This window comes from Flavobacterium araucananum (assembly GCF_002222055.1).
In the GTDB taxonomy this organism is placed as follows: domain Bacteria; phylum Bacteroidota; class Bacteroidia; order Flavobacteriales; family Flavobacteriaceae; genus Flavobacterium; species Flavobacterium araucananum.
Genome location: NZ_MUGS01000004.1, coordinates 62,742 through 79,110, shown reverse-complemented (window position 1 = coordinate 79,110; position 16,369 = coordinate 62,742). Strand labels below are relative to the sequence as shown.

The 16,369-nt window shown below is 36.3% G+C and carries 7 protein-coding genes; all 7 read left to right on the top strand.

Features of this window, described 5'->3' with window-relative positions; genetic code table 11:
• Window positions 1-45 precede the first annotated feature (45 nt).
• The 7 genes from B0A64_RS02960 (at window position 46) to B0A64_RS02930 (ending at window position 16,256) form a co-directional block, all read left to right on the top strand.
• Window positions 46-4,128, top strand: a complete 4,083-nt coding sequence (locus B0A64_RS02960; protein WP_089478057.1) for a two-component regulator propeller domain-containing protein — start codon at window positions 46-48, stop codon at window positions 4,126-4,128.
• Window positions 4,129-4,413: 285 nt separating this feature from the next.
• Entirely contained in the window at window positions 4,414-7,416 is a 3,003-nt protein-coding gene (locus B0A64_RS02955) for a SusC/RagA family TonB-linked outer membrane protein (RefSeq protein WP_089478056.1), read from the top strand.
• A gap of 200 nt (window positions 7,417-7,616) precedes the next feature.
• Window positions 7,617-9,134, top strand: a complete 1,518-nt coding sequence (locus tag B0A64_RS02950; RefSeq protein ID WP_089478055.1) for a RagB/SusD family nutrient uptake outer membrane protein — start codon at window positions 7,617-7,619, stop codon at window positions 9,132-9,134.
• A gap of 191 nt (window positions 9,135-9,325) precedes the next feature.
• Window positions 9,326-10,504 carry a glycoside hydrolase family 88 protein gene (locus tag B0A64_RS02945; protein WP_089478054.1) on the top strand — a complete coding sequence of 393 codons (1,179 nt, stop codon included), beginning with the start codon at window positions 9,326-9,328 and terminating at the stop codon, window positions 10,502-10,504.
• Window positions 10,505-10,620: 116 nt separating this feature from the next.
• Window positions 10,621-13,038 carry a glycoside hydrolase family 2 protein gene (locus B0A64_RS02940; RefSeq protein WP_089478053.1) on the top strand — a complete coding sequence of 806 codons (2,418 nt, stop codon included), beginning with the start codon at window positions 10,621-10,623 and terminating at the stop codon, window positions 13,036-13,038.
• 260 nt (window positions 13,039-13,298) lie between these two features.
• Complete coding sequence (locus tag B0A64_RS02935) at window positions 13,299-14,432, top strand: T9SS type A sorting domain-containing protein (RefSeq protein WP_089478052.1); 1,134 nt, start codon at window positions 13,299-13,301, stop codon at window positions 14,430-14,432.
• A 9-nt stretch (window positions 14,433-14,441) separates the two neighbouring features.
• A complete protein-coding gene (locus B0A64_RS02930) occupies window positions 14,442-16,256 on the top strand; it encodes a glycoside hydrolase family 2 protein (RefSeq protein WP_089478051.1) in 1,815 nt (604 codons plus the stop codon).
• Window positions 16,257-16,369: the final 113 nt, after the last annotated feature.

Genomic DNA, 16,369 nt, shown 5'->3' with positions numbered 1-16,369 from the left:
TTGCATCTCTGAACCTTTGCTACTTTGAAACTAAAAAAAACCGCCATGAAGTATAAAATAACTCTTTTGGTTTTACTTTTTGTCTCGGGAAATATATTTTCCCAAAATAAATACCGCCTTAAAAATATCTCGACTACAGACGGACTTTCGCAGAGTTCTGTCATTGCTATTCATCAGGATAAATTTGGGCAAATGTGGTTTGGTACACGTGATGGTCTTAACAAATACGACGGAAGCAAATTTACGATTTTCAGGAATGATGTTACCAACAAAAATTCTATCAGCAACAATGATATTTTATCTGTCGAAGAAGACAAAAAAGGCAATTTATGGGTGGGCACCTACAACGGATTAAACCGTTATAATCCTGTTACCAATACTTTTAAACGTTATCTACATACCAAAACCAATCATACAATAAGCGGAAATGCAATCTGGTCGATCAAAGAAATTGGTCAGGAAATGTGGTTTGGAACTTCGAAAGGATTGACGATTTACAACAAAAAATCGAAACAATTCATGTCTGTTTTTCACTCAGACACTGACAATACAACGGTTCCGAGCAATAATATTATAACGATTTTAAGAACTACAAAAGGAGAAATCTGGATTGGTACTACAAAAGGTTTGTGCGAACTTACAGGCAGAAAAAACGGAAAATTATTCTTTAAAAATTATCCTCTCAATACGGCAGATCAACTAAATGTTCAGGCAATTACAGAAGATGAATCGGGCAATTTATGGGTGGGGACAAAAAATAAAGGGCTATTAAAATTTGATAAAACATCGAATGCCTTTACCTCCTTTTTAGCGGATGAAAAGTACCGCGAAATCAATACTGATATTCGTTCTCTGGCTATTGACAACCAGGGATCTTTATGGATTGGAGCGTATGATGGAATCTACATTTTAGGAAAAGACAAAAACATTCAGAAAATAAATAACAGCAACAACAGCAACGGAATTGATAAAGTAAAATCAGTTTATATCGACAAAAAAGGTTCCGTCTGGATTGGTTGTTACTATAAAGGCGTGAATATTTGGGATATTTCGAATGTTAATTTCTCTAATTACAATCAGAATTCTAAAAAGATTCCGATGAGTTTTGATGTTGTGAGTTCTATTATTGCGGATAAAAATCACAATATTTATTTTGGAACTGAAGGTGGCGGAATCACGATTTATAATAAAAATAGTGAAGCCACAAGTTACATCAACAGCAAAAGCGGGCAAAACATTAAAAACGATATTAAATCGATGTGTCTTTCGGGAGATATTTTATGGATTGGTACCTATTCAAAAGGATTATCGGCTTATAATATTGTTTCCAAAAAGATGGAAGACAATCGAATTGCTGCCGATCTCAATACTTTATTAAAGGAATCGGGTGTGTATTCGATTAAAACCGAAGGAAATGACATTCTCTGGATTGGTACTTTTGGCAAAGGCCTGATTCGCTACAATACCATTTCGAAAACTTCTGAAGTGATAGGAAATGATATCGATCAACCCAATTATCTTACCAATAATATTGTACGGGCAATATTAGTCGATTCCAAAAAAGGCGTTTGGGTAGGTACGCAAAACGGGCTGAATTATATCCCGCTCAATTTTGCTCCGGATAAATATACCATTAAACATTACTTTTTCGATTCGGCTTCTTTATCCGGAGATGATATTCTGACCTTGTTTCAGGACAGTCAAAATAAAATTTGGGTGGGAACAAAAGCAAAAGGATTGCATTATTTTGATGGAAAAAAATTCAATAAAATCAATCTGAGAGTTGGCAATACTGTCATTACTTCGATACATTCGATCTTAGAAGATGCTGACAAAAATTTATGGATTAGTACCAATCAGGGGATTATAAAATATAGTACAATACTAAAAACAGTTGTTATTTACGATCAAAAAGATGGCTTGACCAGTAATGAGTTTAATGATAATGCGGCTTTAAAACTGGATTCGAATCAGTTTTATTTTGGCAGTCCATCCGGAGCGACTTATTTTGATGCCAAGAAAATATCCCTAAATCCGTATGCGCCACAAGTATTGATTACCAATCTTAAAATTAAGAACGAAACCATTAATCCTAATGACGCTATTGGCATTTTAGAAAAAAGCATTGGTTATACCAAAACCATTACGCTTGATTATGACAAAGCCAATTTCTCGATAGATTTTGCGATTCCAAACTACATTCGATCCAAAAACAATCAATACAGTTACCGTTTGGTTGGGTTAGAAAACAACTGGACAACAACCAAAAGTACCGAGGCTATTTTTGCCATTCAAAATCCGGGCACGTACATATTTGAAGTTCGTGGTGCTAATAATGACGGGGTTTGGAACAAGGCTCCAACAACATTAACTGTGATTGTAAAACCTGCTCCGTGGCGCAGTATCTGGGCTTTTTTATTGTATGCGATGGTAATAGGTTTAGGGTTATACGGTTTGATCTGGATCATGAAATCAAAAGCCAGACTCAAACAAAAACTAGAATTAGAGTATCTGGAAACTAAACGTATTGAAGAAAACAATCTCGCCAAACTGGATTTTTTTACTAATATCTCACACGAGTTCAGAACACCGCTAACCTTGATTTTAGGACCTTTGCAACAAATTCTCGCCAACTATAACGGGACGAACGAAATGTACAAAAAGTTATTGGTGATTGAAGGAAGTGCCAATCATCTTTTGGGATTGATCAATCGTTTAATGGATTTTAGAAAACTCGAAAATCATCAGGTTACGCTGGAATCTGCCGAAGGAAATATTGTAAAATTTACCAAAGAAATCTTTTTATCTTTTATAGAATATGCCAAAGATGGCGGTTATACCTATACTTTCGAATCGGTCGAAGAGGAAATTTTAGTGTATTTTGATCGCTATAAACTGGAACGTGTTTTTTATAATTTGATTTCGAATGCTTTTAGATATACCCCAAAAGGCGGCAACATTCATCTTAAAATTTCGCACGACAACAAGAATCTTTTTATCGCCATAGAAGATTCCGGCGTTGGGATTGCCCCGGAACATATTGATAAAATTTTTGATTTGTTTTTTGAAGTTCCTATGCACAATAATGTTCAGAAAAACTACAATAAAGGAACCGGAATTGGGCTTTCGATCGTAAAAAACATTGTTAAACTGCATAAAGGAACTATTGATGTAATTAATAAACAGACGGAAGGGGTTGTTTTTAAAGTAACGCTCCCGCTGGGCAGGACACATCTTTTGGATGCTGAAATTATTACCGATTTTAAAATCAGTGATGATATCGATCAATATACGGCACAATTAGAAAAAGCAGAAATTACGGAACCGGAAGATATTGGTGATTTTATAGTAAACGACGAAAAACAAACCATCCTGATTGTCGAAGATCATAAAGTTTTGCGATCGTTCATGAAAAATTTACTCAAGGAAGATTACAATATTATTGAAGCCGAAAACGGAAAAATCGCCTTTGAAAAAGCATTGCAACACATTCCTAATTTGATTATAAGCGATGTCATTATGCCGGAAATGGTAGGAACAGAACTTTGTTCTAAAATCAAGGCAAATTTAAAAACCAGTCATATCCCGGTTATTTTACTGACTTCGCGAACATCATTAGTCTATAAATTTGAGGGTCTGGAAAGTGGTGCTGATGATTATATTAGTAAACCATTTAATTTGATCGAATTTAAACTTCGTGTTAAAAACCTGCTGAATTCAACAGAACGTTTAAAAAACAAATTCTCGAGCGATGACAATTTTATTCCGTCAGAAATAACCGTTTCCTCTTTAGACGAAGATTTATTGAAAAAAGCATTCAAAATAGTAGAAGAAAATATTTCGAACGAACAATTTGATATTCCGCTTTTCTGCACAGAATTGGGTGTAAGCCGTACCATGTTATTTTTAAAAATAAAGGCCTGGACGAATTTTACGCCAAACGAGTTTATTCACGAAATAAGATTAAAACGTGCCGCTCAGTTACTAGAACAAAACAAATTAAACGTCTCGGAAATTAGTTATAAAGTAGGATTCAACAATCCGAAATACTTTAGTAAATGCTTCCAAAAAAAATATGGTGAAACACCTACACAATTTGCTGACAAATTTTGCGAAAAAATCTCCTGATAAATTCCTGCAAGGTTTTGAAAACCTTGCAAGAGTAGAACTTTTATTAATTTAGAATTAGGTTATAATTCCTAAATCTGCATCTTTAAACGGTTAAAAAAAGGGTATCTGTATTTTTAGATACCCTTTTTTGTATTTCTATATCGTTTGCGCCTGCTACATTTGCCCTTATGAAACTCAAAAAAACAAAATTCTTATTGCTTCAAATTCTATTTGTATTGCTAATAATAGGAATGAGTTTATTGCTTTTTTATTTTATCTAACATTAACCTAAAACCAAAATGAATGTTTACAAACCAAAATTTAAAATCGCTTAAATGGTGTTTGCTGGTAACTTTTTTACTGGTAAATATTGTTATGAATGCACAGGACAGAAAAGTCACCGGAAAAGTTACTTCGAGCGAGGACTTAATGGGACTTCCTGGTGCGAATGTTTATATCAAAGGATCATCTGTTGGAGGATCTGCAGATATGGATGGAAACTATAGCGTCATCGTTTCAGAAAAAAATGCTGTCTTAGTTTTTAATTATGTAGGTTATCAAACTATCGAAATTCCGTTAGGAAATAAAACGGTAGTCAATGTAAGCCTGAAACCGGATACTAAAAATCTTGACGAGGTAATTGTGGTAGGTTACGGAACTCGTAAAAAGAGTGATATTACAGGGTCAGTATCTTCTGTTACGGCAAAAGAGCTAACGGCTTACCCAACACTTAATGCTGAACAGGCTTTGCAAGGTCGTGCAGCAGGGGTTTCTGTACAATCGAACAATGGTGGTGAACCGGGTGCTCCTGTAAAAATCAGGGTTCGTGGCGGAACATCGATCAATGCAAGTGGCGATGCCCTTATCGTTGTCGATGGTTTTGCAGGTGTTTCGATGCCCGCTCCTCAGGATATTGCTTCTATTGAGGTCTTAAAAGATGCATCGGCTACAGCCATCTACGGATCAAGAGGTTCAAACGGGGTTATTATGGTTACGACCAAAAAAGGAAAACCTGGAAAACCGGTGATCGAATTCAGTAATTCAACATCAATACAAGCTGTAAACAATAAATTAGATTTACTGGATGCAGATCAGTTTGTAGCGTATAGAAAAAGTTTTACAACGCATACTTCCGGTGGTGCTAACACTGATTGGCAGGATGTTATTTATCGCGAAGGAATGATTTCGAATTCGCAATTATCATTTTCAGGTGGTTCTGATAAAATCAGGTATTACGTTTCCGGAAACTACTTCAATCAAAACGGAGTGGTGATTAATTCAGGAATTGATAAATATACGATTGTAAGCAATCTCGAAGCTGATTTAACAGACAAGTTTAAAGTAGGTTTGAACGTATTTCAAAGCAAGCAAAACAAAGACGGAATTATTAGCCAGACGGGTGCCGGAGGAACAGGTGCTGCGGGTGTAATTGCTGCGGCTTACAGATTTATGCCGGACAAAGGTATTTATAATGCTGATGGCTCTTTTACGTCAACGGCTCCAATTGGAGACGATATTGATAATCCGTATGCAACAGCAATGGAAAATATTCTGGAGACCGTTTCAACTGTAAACAGAAGCAATTTTTTTGCTTCTTACCAATTGACTAAAGATTTAAATTTTAAAACGACTTTAGGTTTAACCGATAATAATTCGCAAACCGGTAGGTATATTCCATCAACTTTAATTGCAGGAAAAAATATTAAAGGAGAAGCTTCTGTAACTAATACGAGATTTTCGTCTTTCCTTTCAGAAAATTATTTAACCTACAAACGTGAGATTATCGAAAAAGGAATCCTGACAGTTCTTGGAGGATATTCGTATCAAAAAAACAAAAACGAACGTGTTTTTGCTGCTTCAAGAGGATTTTTGACCAATACCAATTCGTACCATAATTTAGGCGCCGGAACGGTTTACCTAAAACCGGAATCAAGCTTGTCTGAAACAGAATTGATATCGGCTTTCGGGCGATTGAATTTTGATTATGACGATAAATATTTATTTACGTTTACAGCACGTCGTGATGGTTCTTCGAGCTTTAGTGAAAACTACAAATACGGAACTTTTCCTTCTGGCGCAGTTGGCTGGAATATTAGCAAGGAAAATTTCTTAAAAGACAACAAAACGGTTTCTAATCTTAAATTAAGAGCGAGTTATGGTGCAACCGGAAATCCGTCTATTGATGCCTACTCTACTCTTTCGAAATTTTCTGAAGTTTATGATGTAAGCGGTGACGTGATTGTAAATGCGGTACAGCTTACGGCAATAAATAATCCTAACTTAAAATGGGAAACATCTTACCAACAGGATTACGGGATTGATCTGGGTTTATTCGATAACAGAATCAGCATTACAGCCGATTATTATAAAACAATTACCAAAGATTTATTGTTTAACAGACCATTGCCGGGAGTTTCCGGAATTGCTTCTCAGCTCCAAAATGTGGGAGAACTGGAAAACAAAGGTTGGGAATTGGGTATTAATTCTAAAAACTTTATTGGTGCAGATTTTACCTGGTCTACAAGTTTTAATATTTCTTCGAATAAGAACAAAATATTGAAACTGGCAGATAACAAAGATCTGTTAATAAACTCTACACCAGGACATTTTCTGGCTACAGATTCTCAGATTTTGAGAGTGGGTCAACCGGTTGGTTCTTTCTTTGGTTTTGTATATGATGGTGTAATTCAGCAAGGTGAAACGGTTCTTCCCGGAAATTTTGAAACGATAGCCGGAGGAGAAAAATTTAAAGATGTCAATGGCGACGGAAAACTGGATTCTAATGACAAAACGATTATAGGAAACCCAAATCCTGATTTTATTTTTGGACTTAATAATGATTTTACCTATAAAAATATTGACCTGAATATCTTCTTTCAGGGTTCAGAAGGCAATCAAATTTTAAATTATACTTTGATGGAACTGGCTTCCGGAAACAACAATGCTACAACCGAAGTGTTGGATGCCTGGACACCAACTCATACAGATACAAATGTGCCTATAAATGCGGCAAGAACCAAAAGGGTTACGTCACGATTTGTTTATGATGCAAGTTATATCCGTTTAAAAAACGTTTCTATTGGTTATAGTTTAGACGATAAAGTGGTTTCGAAAATGGGATTGAGCAAAGTTCGTTTCTATATCAGTGCACAAAACTTATGGACTATTACCAATTATCCGGGTTCTGATCCTGAGGTAAATTACTTAAATGATACGAATTCAAGAAGTAACACCAATTTAGGTTTGGATTATGGAAGTTACCCGAATGTGAGAACGTTTACAATGGGTTTTAATTTAAAATTTTAGTCTAAAAATGATCTTAAACACATAGAAACATAGATTTTTCTTTGTCAAAAAAAAGAAATTTAAAAAAAACTGGTTTTCACACATAGCCATACGCAAAATGCTATGATAATTAATGCAAGTGAAACGCGTTTTTTAGCGTTCCAAAAAGCTATGTTCTATGTGTTTAAATTATTACACCAAATACCTAAAAAAATAATATTATGAAAAAATATATAGCTTTTCTTTTCTTAGGAATATTCGCTTTTGGATGTTCGGATTTAGAGGAACATCCGGTGGGAACTATTCGTCCTGAAAACTTTTTTAACAATACAGATGATTTGCAAGCTGCCGTAAATGGCGCTTTTGCCAATATTGCCCACAATAATTATTGGGGACGAGAATTTACAATCGCCCTGATGTTGCGTGATGATATGGCAGATATTGGCGACCGAACTACTCAGGCAGCCCGTATCGATGTAAACGATATGAGCATGAACGATACCAACGCACTTGTAGCCAACTTCTGGCCACAGTCGTATATTATAATTGGTGCTGCCAATCAAGCAATCGAAGGCGCTAAAAAAACGCCGGGAGATCCTGCAAAAATAAATGCAATCGTAGCGCAGGCTTATTTTGCAAGAGCTTTTACCTATTATCATCTGGTTCGTACTTTTGGAGACGTTCCGTATATTGATTTTGGCGTAAACGAGGTTTCTCAGGTCGATAAATTAACCCGAACCAAAGAAGCAGATATTTATCTAAAAATAATTTCTGATCTTGAATTTGCAAAACAATGGCTGGAAGATAAACCAAAAGTAAAAGCCGTTCCGGGAAAAGGTACAGCGGCAGGTTATTTAGCCTCTGTTTATCTAACTTTAGGAAATTATCAAAAAGCGTATGACGAATCTAAATATGTCATTACAAACGAAGCCAAATTTGGTTTAGGTCTGGATGCTGATTTTCAGGATTTATTTAATGCTACAAAAACAGCTGCGCTAAAAGAACCATTGTTTACAATTGACTTTAACAATCTGGTTTCAGGAAATTACGGTCAGGATTATACCGCCTTTTTTACAGGCTCTCTAAAAGATGATAGTTACAGTTACGGACAAGGATTCTCTGTTGCTGTTCCTTCCTTAAAAGTGTTTAACGATTGGGACAAAAGAGATTATAGAAGAGCGGTGAGTTTTGATACGATTATTAGAAAAAAAACGGGTCCGGGTGGGGCTTTGCAAATTTTTCCATCCAGTGATAACGAAAAAGCACCACGTCCGCATATTGCAAAATATTTCCGTTTTCCGGGAAAAGCAGGTGCCAACGGAAGAACTTCTCAACACAACTATATCACGATGCGTTATGCCGAAGTATTGCTAACAGCTGCCGAAGCCCTGAACGAAATTACTCCGGGAACTACAGAGGCTGATGGTTATGTAAACCGAGTGCGTGCCAGGGCCCGAAACAAAGCCGGAAAACAGGTTTCTTTTCCTGCCAATGTAACGCCGGGATTATCAAAAGCCGATTTTAAAAAAATGGTTATTGAGGAACGAAGATTAGAACTGGCTTTTGAATACATAAGATGGTACGATATCAAAAGGCTGAAAAATGGCCCTGAAGTTTTTGGCCCTAATGGTTTTGAACCTCATGCCAATTTTGATCCAAACAAAGATTATTTGTTTCCGCTACCGGGAACTGAGTTAGCGATCAATCCTAATTTAAAACCGAATAATCCGGGGTATTAAAATAGATTATTAGATTATTAGATTGTTGGATTATTAGACTCAAAAATCTGCGAGAAAAAATATTCAACACATAGATTATTTTCTAAAATTATAGATTAAAATAAATCTGCGAAAATCAGCGTTTTCGTGCTAGCGAATCCGTCCAATCCGAGTCTAAAATTTAGTTTAGAAACTAAAAAAATTAGTAAATTATGAATAGAGTTAGTTTTTTTACTTTAATCCTTGGGTTTGCATTGCTGGCGACAGCGTGCAAATCCGGGATTAATTCTCCCAAAAAAAATACTCCCGCAACAGCAGCAAATCTTCTGAAAACCCGATACAAAATGTTATTGGATTATCCGGTTGATTCGATGTCAATGCCCAGAAGTATGACCATCAAAACAAATCTTATCAAAAAAGTACCGTCAAGAGACTGGACAAGCGGATTCTTTGCCGGAAATCTTTGGCAATTGTACCGTCTTACAGGTAATGACGCTTATAAAAAACAAGCCGAAAAATGGACTCCTTTTAGTAAAAAAGAAAGCGTAAACAGAGGTTCTCACGATGTGGGTTTTAAAGTTTATTGCAGTTATGGCGAAGCATTAAAAGTCGAAAATAAACAAGAATACAAGGACGTAATTATCAAAGGAGCCGAAACTTTATGCACTCGTTTTGATGCAAAAGTGGGTGCTATCAGATCCTGGGATTTCAATAAGGAAATCTGGGATTATCCGGTCATTATCGACAATATGATGAACCTCGAATTGTTGTTTGAAGCAACCAGAGTATCAGGAAACAAAAAATATCAGGAAATCGCGATCAAACACGCCAATACAACCCTTAAAAATCAGTTTCGTGACGATCATAGCTGTTATCACGTAATCGATTATAATCCTGCAACAGGAGCCGTTAGAAAAAAAACTACGCTTCAGGGATACAATGACGATTCGGTCTGGGCGCGCGGACAAGGATGGGCAGTTTACGGGTTTACCATGTCGTACAGATATACCAAAGATCCCGCCTACCTGAAACAAGCCGAAGCTACAGCACAATTTTTTATCAACAATAAAAACCTGCCCGAAGACGGGATTCCGTATTGGGATTTTAAAGATCCGGGGATTCCAAATTCAGCACGAGATGTTTCTGCCGCAACCGTTATGGCTTCTGCCTTATACGAATTATATGGTTATACTAAAAATAAGAGTTATTTGGCTTATGCCGATAAAGTAATAGCGACCTTAGAATCTGATCGATACATTTTAGATTCAAAAATAAACGCACCTTTTATATTCGATCACAGCACCGGAAACTGGCCAAAACACGACGAAATCGACGAGCCTATTGTCTATGCCGATTATTATTTTCTGGAAGCATTGTTAAGAAAAAAGTAAGAAAGGTAAGAAAGGTTCAGAGGTACAAAGTGACAAAGGTTTTTAGCCTCTGAACCTTTGAACCTCTGAACCTCCAGACCTCTAAGCCTTTGAACCTAAAAAAAGCTTTATATTTTATGAAAAAACTACTTTATCATTATACATCATTTTCTACCAAAGCTTTCTTTGCTTTTTTTATTTTTTGTCTGAATCCTGTTTTTGCCCAGACTAAAACTAATATCAATGAAAATTGGCTGTATTTAGAAAATCATACTTCTAGTCTTAGCGAAGCACAAAAAGCAACAAACTGGACTTCCTTAAATTTACCACACACCTGGAATGCCGAAGATGCAACGGATCTAAATCCGGGTTACAGACGCGATGCCAGCTGGTATCAAAAAAAGCTAAACATTGCCCAAATTGATCCAAACAAACGCTACTATCTCTATTTTGAAGGATCGAATGTAACCACAAAAGTATATGTAAACGGTAAAGAAGCCGGAGGACATATTGGGGGATACATTGGATTTACGATCGATATTACTACTTTTATTAAAGAAGGAAACAACGAAATTTTTGTTCGGGTTGATAACAGTTATGACATCGAAGTTATTCCGTCTCAAAAAAGTGATTTCTTTATTTATGGCGGAATAACCCGTGATGTTTGGTTATTGTCTAAATACAAAAATCATATCGAGAATTTGAAAATTACAACTCCTGAAGTTTCGGCTAAGAAAGCTTCTTTAAATATTGTGGCTTCTACCGTAAATCCTCAAAATACAAAAGATTTATCGCTAACTGTGATCCTTAAAAACCCAAAAGGGAAAAAGATTGCCAGCAAAACGATTTCAGTTTCTAATCATACAACCAATATTAAATTCGAGAATCTGAAAAATCCTGAATTATGGGATACTCAAAAACCAAATTTATATAGCGTTACGGCTTTTTTATCGGAGAAAAACCAAATAAGAGACAGCGTAAACGAAAAAGTAGGTTTTAGATGGTTTGAGTTTAAAGATCACGGTCCGTTTTATCTAAACGGAAAACGATTGCTTATCAGGGGTACACACCGTCATGAAGAACAAGCCGGCGTTGGCGCTGCCATGAGCAATGCACAACATCGTGCAGATATGGAATCGATAAAAAAAATGGGAGCAAATTTTGTTCGCCTGGCACATTATCCCCAAGATCCTGAAATTTATAAAGCCTGCGATGAACTGGGTTTACTGGTTTGGGATGAATTGCCCTGGTGTCGTGGCGGAATTGGTGATGAAGTCTGGCAAACGAACACTAAAAATATGCTGGTAGAAATCATCAGCCAAAATTACAATCACCCCAGCATTATCATCTGGTCTTTGGGGAATGAAATGAATTGGTTGCCTGATTTTCCTGATGGAGATAATACACAAAGAACGAACGTATTTCTGACAGAACTCAATGATATCGCCCACAAACTTGATCCAACCAGAAAAACGGCAATTAGAAAATATTATGAAGGCTCGCAAATTGTCGATGTCTTCTCCCCTTCTATCTGGTCGGGCTGGTACTCCGGAAGTTATAAAAGCTATCAAAAAGCGATTGACGTTTATAAAAAAGAATACAAACATTTTATCCATGCTGAATATGGTGGAGACAGTCATGTGGGACGTCATAGCGAAAACCCGGTTACGGGCGAAAACATTATAAAAGCCGAAGGTTGGGAAGAGGCCATTGTACAAACCAAAGTGGCGAATATTGCACAAATTGGCGATTGGAGCGAGAATTATATCGTCGATTTATTTGACTGGCATTTGCATATATCCGAGAATGACCCAACGTTTGTGGGTAATATTCAGTGGGCATTTAAGGATTTTGCAACGCCTTTACGTCCGGAAGATGACATTCCTTACATGAATCAAAAAGGGCTTGTAGATCGCAGCGGAAATCCAAAGGATGCGTATTATGTTTTTAAGAGTTATTGGAGCGATGAACCTTTTACGTACATCGAATCGCATACCTGGACAGAACGTCAGGGACCTGAAAATATGCCCAGAACGCTGAGTGTTTTTAGTAATTGTGACAAAGTTACTCTATACCATCAGGGAAAATCACTTGGAGAAAAACAACGAAATCTTTCGCTATATCCTGCAAATGGCTTAACTTGGGATGTGAATTTTTTGAAAGGCGAAAATATTTTAATTGCTGTTGGGGAAACCAAAAACGGGAAAAAGGTTTCGGATACTCTAAAAGTAACGTACCGTTTTAATAAAAATGATACGGCAACATCTTTGCAATTGTCGTCTCAAAAATTAAAAAATGGCAATTATCTGGTAACGGCAATTGCAATTGACAATAACAATTTGCGTTGTCTGGATTATGAAGAAAGTGTTTATTTTCAATGTTTGAAAGGCGGAAAAACGATGAAAAGCCAGGGAACGCCAACCGGAAGTGAATCTATAAAAATGGCAAATGGAAAAGCCTCGATCGAAGTCGTTCCCGATGGTTCTAATGCCCCAATAGAAATGACGGCATTAAACCAGAGTTTTAAAGGCGAATATTTGAAGATTGAGAATTGATAAACTAATATCACAATGACACAAAGCTTTTTTGTTTCATGCTGGATGAAATTAATCGCGTAAAGACGCTAAGGAGCAAAATTTTTGTTTCACGCAGGTTCCGCAGATTGGAGCTGATTTTGGAGATTTAATTAAAAAAAAAATCTGTGTGCATCTGCTTAAATCTTTTTCAAATCTGCGTGAAACAAAAGCCTTTTAATCCTAATAATCTGCGAGAAAAAACTTCGTCGCATTATGAAAAATAATAAAAATAGCAAATTATGAAAAATATAAAATTTTACGGAATTGCTTTAATAATAACAAATTTTGCAAGCCATGCCCAAGTCACCTTAAACGCCGATGGTCCAGGCGGAGTTGGAACTTATGAATTAATTACAAACGCATTGGCACCCGGAACGGCAAACGGTGCGATTGAAGCACCAGATGCTATTCATCCTACTTTTGGGCGACATATTGCGGAGGTTTTTGATGCGGAACTCAATAAAAATGTTTTTGAGTTTTATGCCCATGTCAGCAATACTCCTCCTGACAATGAGCCTGTCGCCGGAAAAACAGACAGGCAACGTGTCGAAATAAAATCATTTGCCCCGTCTCCTGATAACTTAAAAGGAACTATTGGCGAAACGGTAGAATACAAATGGCGTTTTAAAGTGCCTGTTGGTTTTAAACCTACTACCAGTTTTACTCACATTCATCAGGTAAAAGCGGTAGATGGCGACGATGATGATCCTCTTTTTACGTTGACTTTAAGAAAATTATCTAACGGAGCAACCCGATTAGAATTAATTTATGACAAGGATGCAGCGGCGGCAACCATAAAATATCAAACGCCAAATATGTCTTTGTTTGAAGGTATTTGGGTCGAAGCGACAGAAACTATTAAAGTTGGTTTGCAGGGAACGTATACCATAATGATAAAAAAAGTTAGTGACGGAACGGTTTTAATGGATTACAGCAATCCTAATATTCAAACGATTCGTCCGGCTTATACTTCGTCAACCGGTGTTGTTTATGCTGCAAACTCTTTTATTCGTCCTAAATGGGGAATTTACCGCAGTTTGACTGATATCGCAAATATGAGAGATGAAGCAATGCGATTTTCTGATTTTAGTATTAAAGAATTAACCACGACCTTATCTGCAAAAGAGCAGTCGAAAGATGCTGATGCTACGATACAATTTCCAAATCCTGTTGCAGATAAACTTCAACTTTCAGAAGTTATTACAAACCAATACAATGGTATCATTATTTACGACAACAATGGCAAAGAGGTTCTTTCTAATGATTCTATTTCTGAGAATATTACTGTATCGTCTTTAAAACCGGGTCTTTATATTGTAAAATTCAAAAAAGGAAATACTTTATCGAAAGGCATTAAAATGATTAAAAAATAAATTTTATCCATGAAAAAACGAATCACATTATTACTATTGATGGCTGTATGTATTGGGCAGGCACAAAGCTTAATTTCAAATGTTCCCAATCGCAATACGACTTCTTTAAACGGTGTCTGGAATTATATTGTTGATCCCTACGAAACGGGTTATTACAGCTTTCATCATGATGAATACGATAAACAGGAAAAACCTTCGAATGCTGCTTATTTTAATAACTATCATGCGGTAAACAAACAGGAACTGGTAGAATATGATTTTGATAAATCGCCAAAAATCAATATCCCGGGCGATTGGACTTCGCAGGTGCCGGAACTTAAATATTATGAAGGAAATGTTTGGTTCAAGAAATCTTTTGATTATAATCTGGCAGCCACAAAACGTCTTTTTCTTTATTTGGGAGCGATCAATTATAAGGCAGATGTTTATTTGAACGGTAAAAAACTAGGGAGGCACGAAGGTGGTTTTACTCCTTTTAATTATGAAGTAACTTCGATTGTAAAACCAAAAGACAATTATTTGGTGATTAAAGTAGACAATACAAGACATAAGGAAGATGTACCGACCATTAATACGGATTGGTGGAATTATGGCGGAATTACGCGCGATGTGACTTTAATCGAAGAAAATGAATCGTTTGTTGAAGATTATAACATTCAGCTTAAAAAAGGAAATGCTGCCCTGATTTCGGGTTTTGTAAAAATCAATACTTTTAATCCGGCACAAAATGATGTAACGATCTCAATTCCGGAATTGAAAATTAATTACAAAGGAAAAATTGGTGCCGATGGATTGGTAAACTTCGAAATTCCTGCAAAAAAAATCTCATACTGGTCTCCTGAAAATCCAAAATTATATGAGGTAACTATCGATTTTAACGGAGTGAAACTGAAAGATAATATTGGTTTTAGAACAATAGAAACACAAGAAGATAAAATTTTACTGAACGGCAAACCAATCTTTTTACGCGGAATTTCTATTCATGAAGAAAATGCAAAAGGAGGACGTGCAAATTCTGAAGAAGATGCTTTGCGATTGCTAAACTGGGCCAAAGAACTGGGTTGCAATTATGTTCGTCTGGCACATTATCCGCATAACGAAAATATTGTCAGGACGGCAGATAAATTAGGTTTGATGGTTTGGGAAGAGATTCCGGTTTACTGGACAGTTGAGTTTACAAACAAAGCTACGTATCAAAATGCCCAGGATCAATTGACTGCTGCTGTTACAAGAGACAAAAACAGGGCTTGTATTATTATCTGGTCGATGGCAAACGAAACGCCAATATCTGATTCCAGAAATGCTTTTATCAAAAATCTGGTCGATCACACGAAATCTCTGGACAATACAAGATTAATTAGCGCAGCTTTGTTAACCCAAAGCGGAGCAGATGGTTTTGGTACGATCAACGACGAAATTGGTCAATATCTGGATATTATTTCGTTCAACCAATATTTAGGGTGGTACGGCGGAAAGCTGGAAGATGCCGAAAAAATCTTCTGGAAAACCAAATACAACAAACCTGTTATTGTATCTGAGTTTGGCGGAGATGCAAAACAAGGTTTACACGGAGAAAAAAACGAACGCTGGACAGAGGAATTTCAGGAATATTTATACATTCAGAATTTAAAGATGATCGAAAAAATACCTCATCTAAGTGGCTTAAGCCCCTGGATTCTGGTAGATTTTAGATCTCCAAGACGCCTTTTGCCGGGAATTCAGGACGAATACAACCGTAAAGGACTGATCTCGAACGATGGCAATAAAAAGAAAGCTTTTTATATTATGCAGGATTGGTACGCAAAGAAGAAAAAAGAATACTAAAGATTATTGCTCTATAAAATGACAAATTAGAAAAAAAAATATACGCTTTCTATGGCATTCTAAATAAAATCTAAAAACTGTTATCAATTCATTAACAAAAAACAAACTGTAAT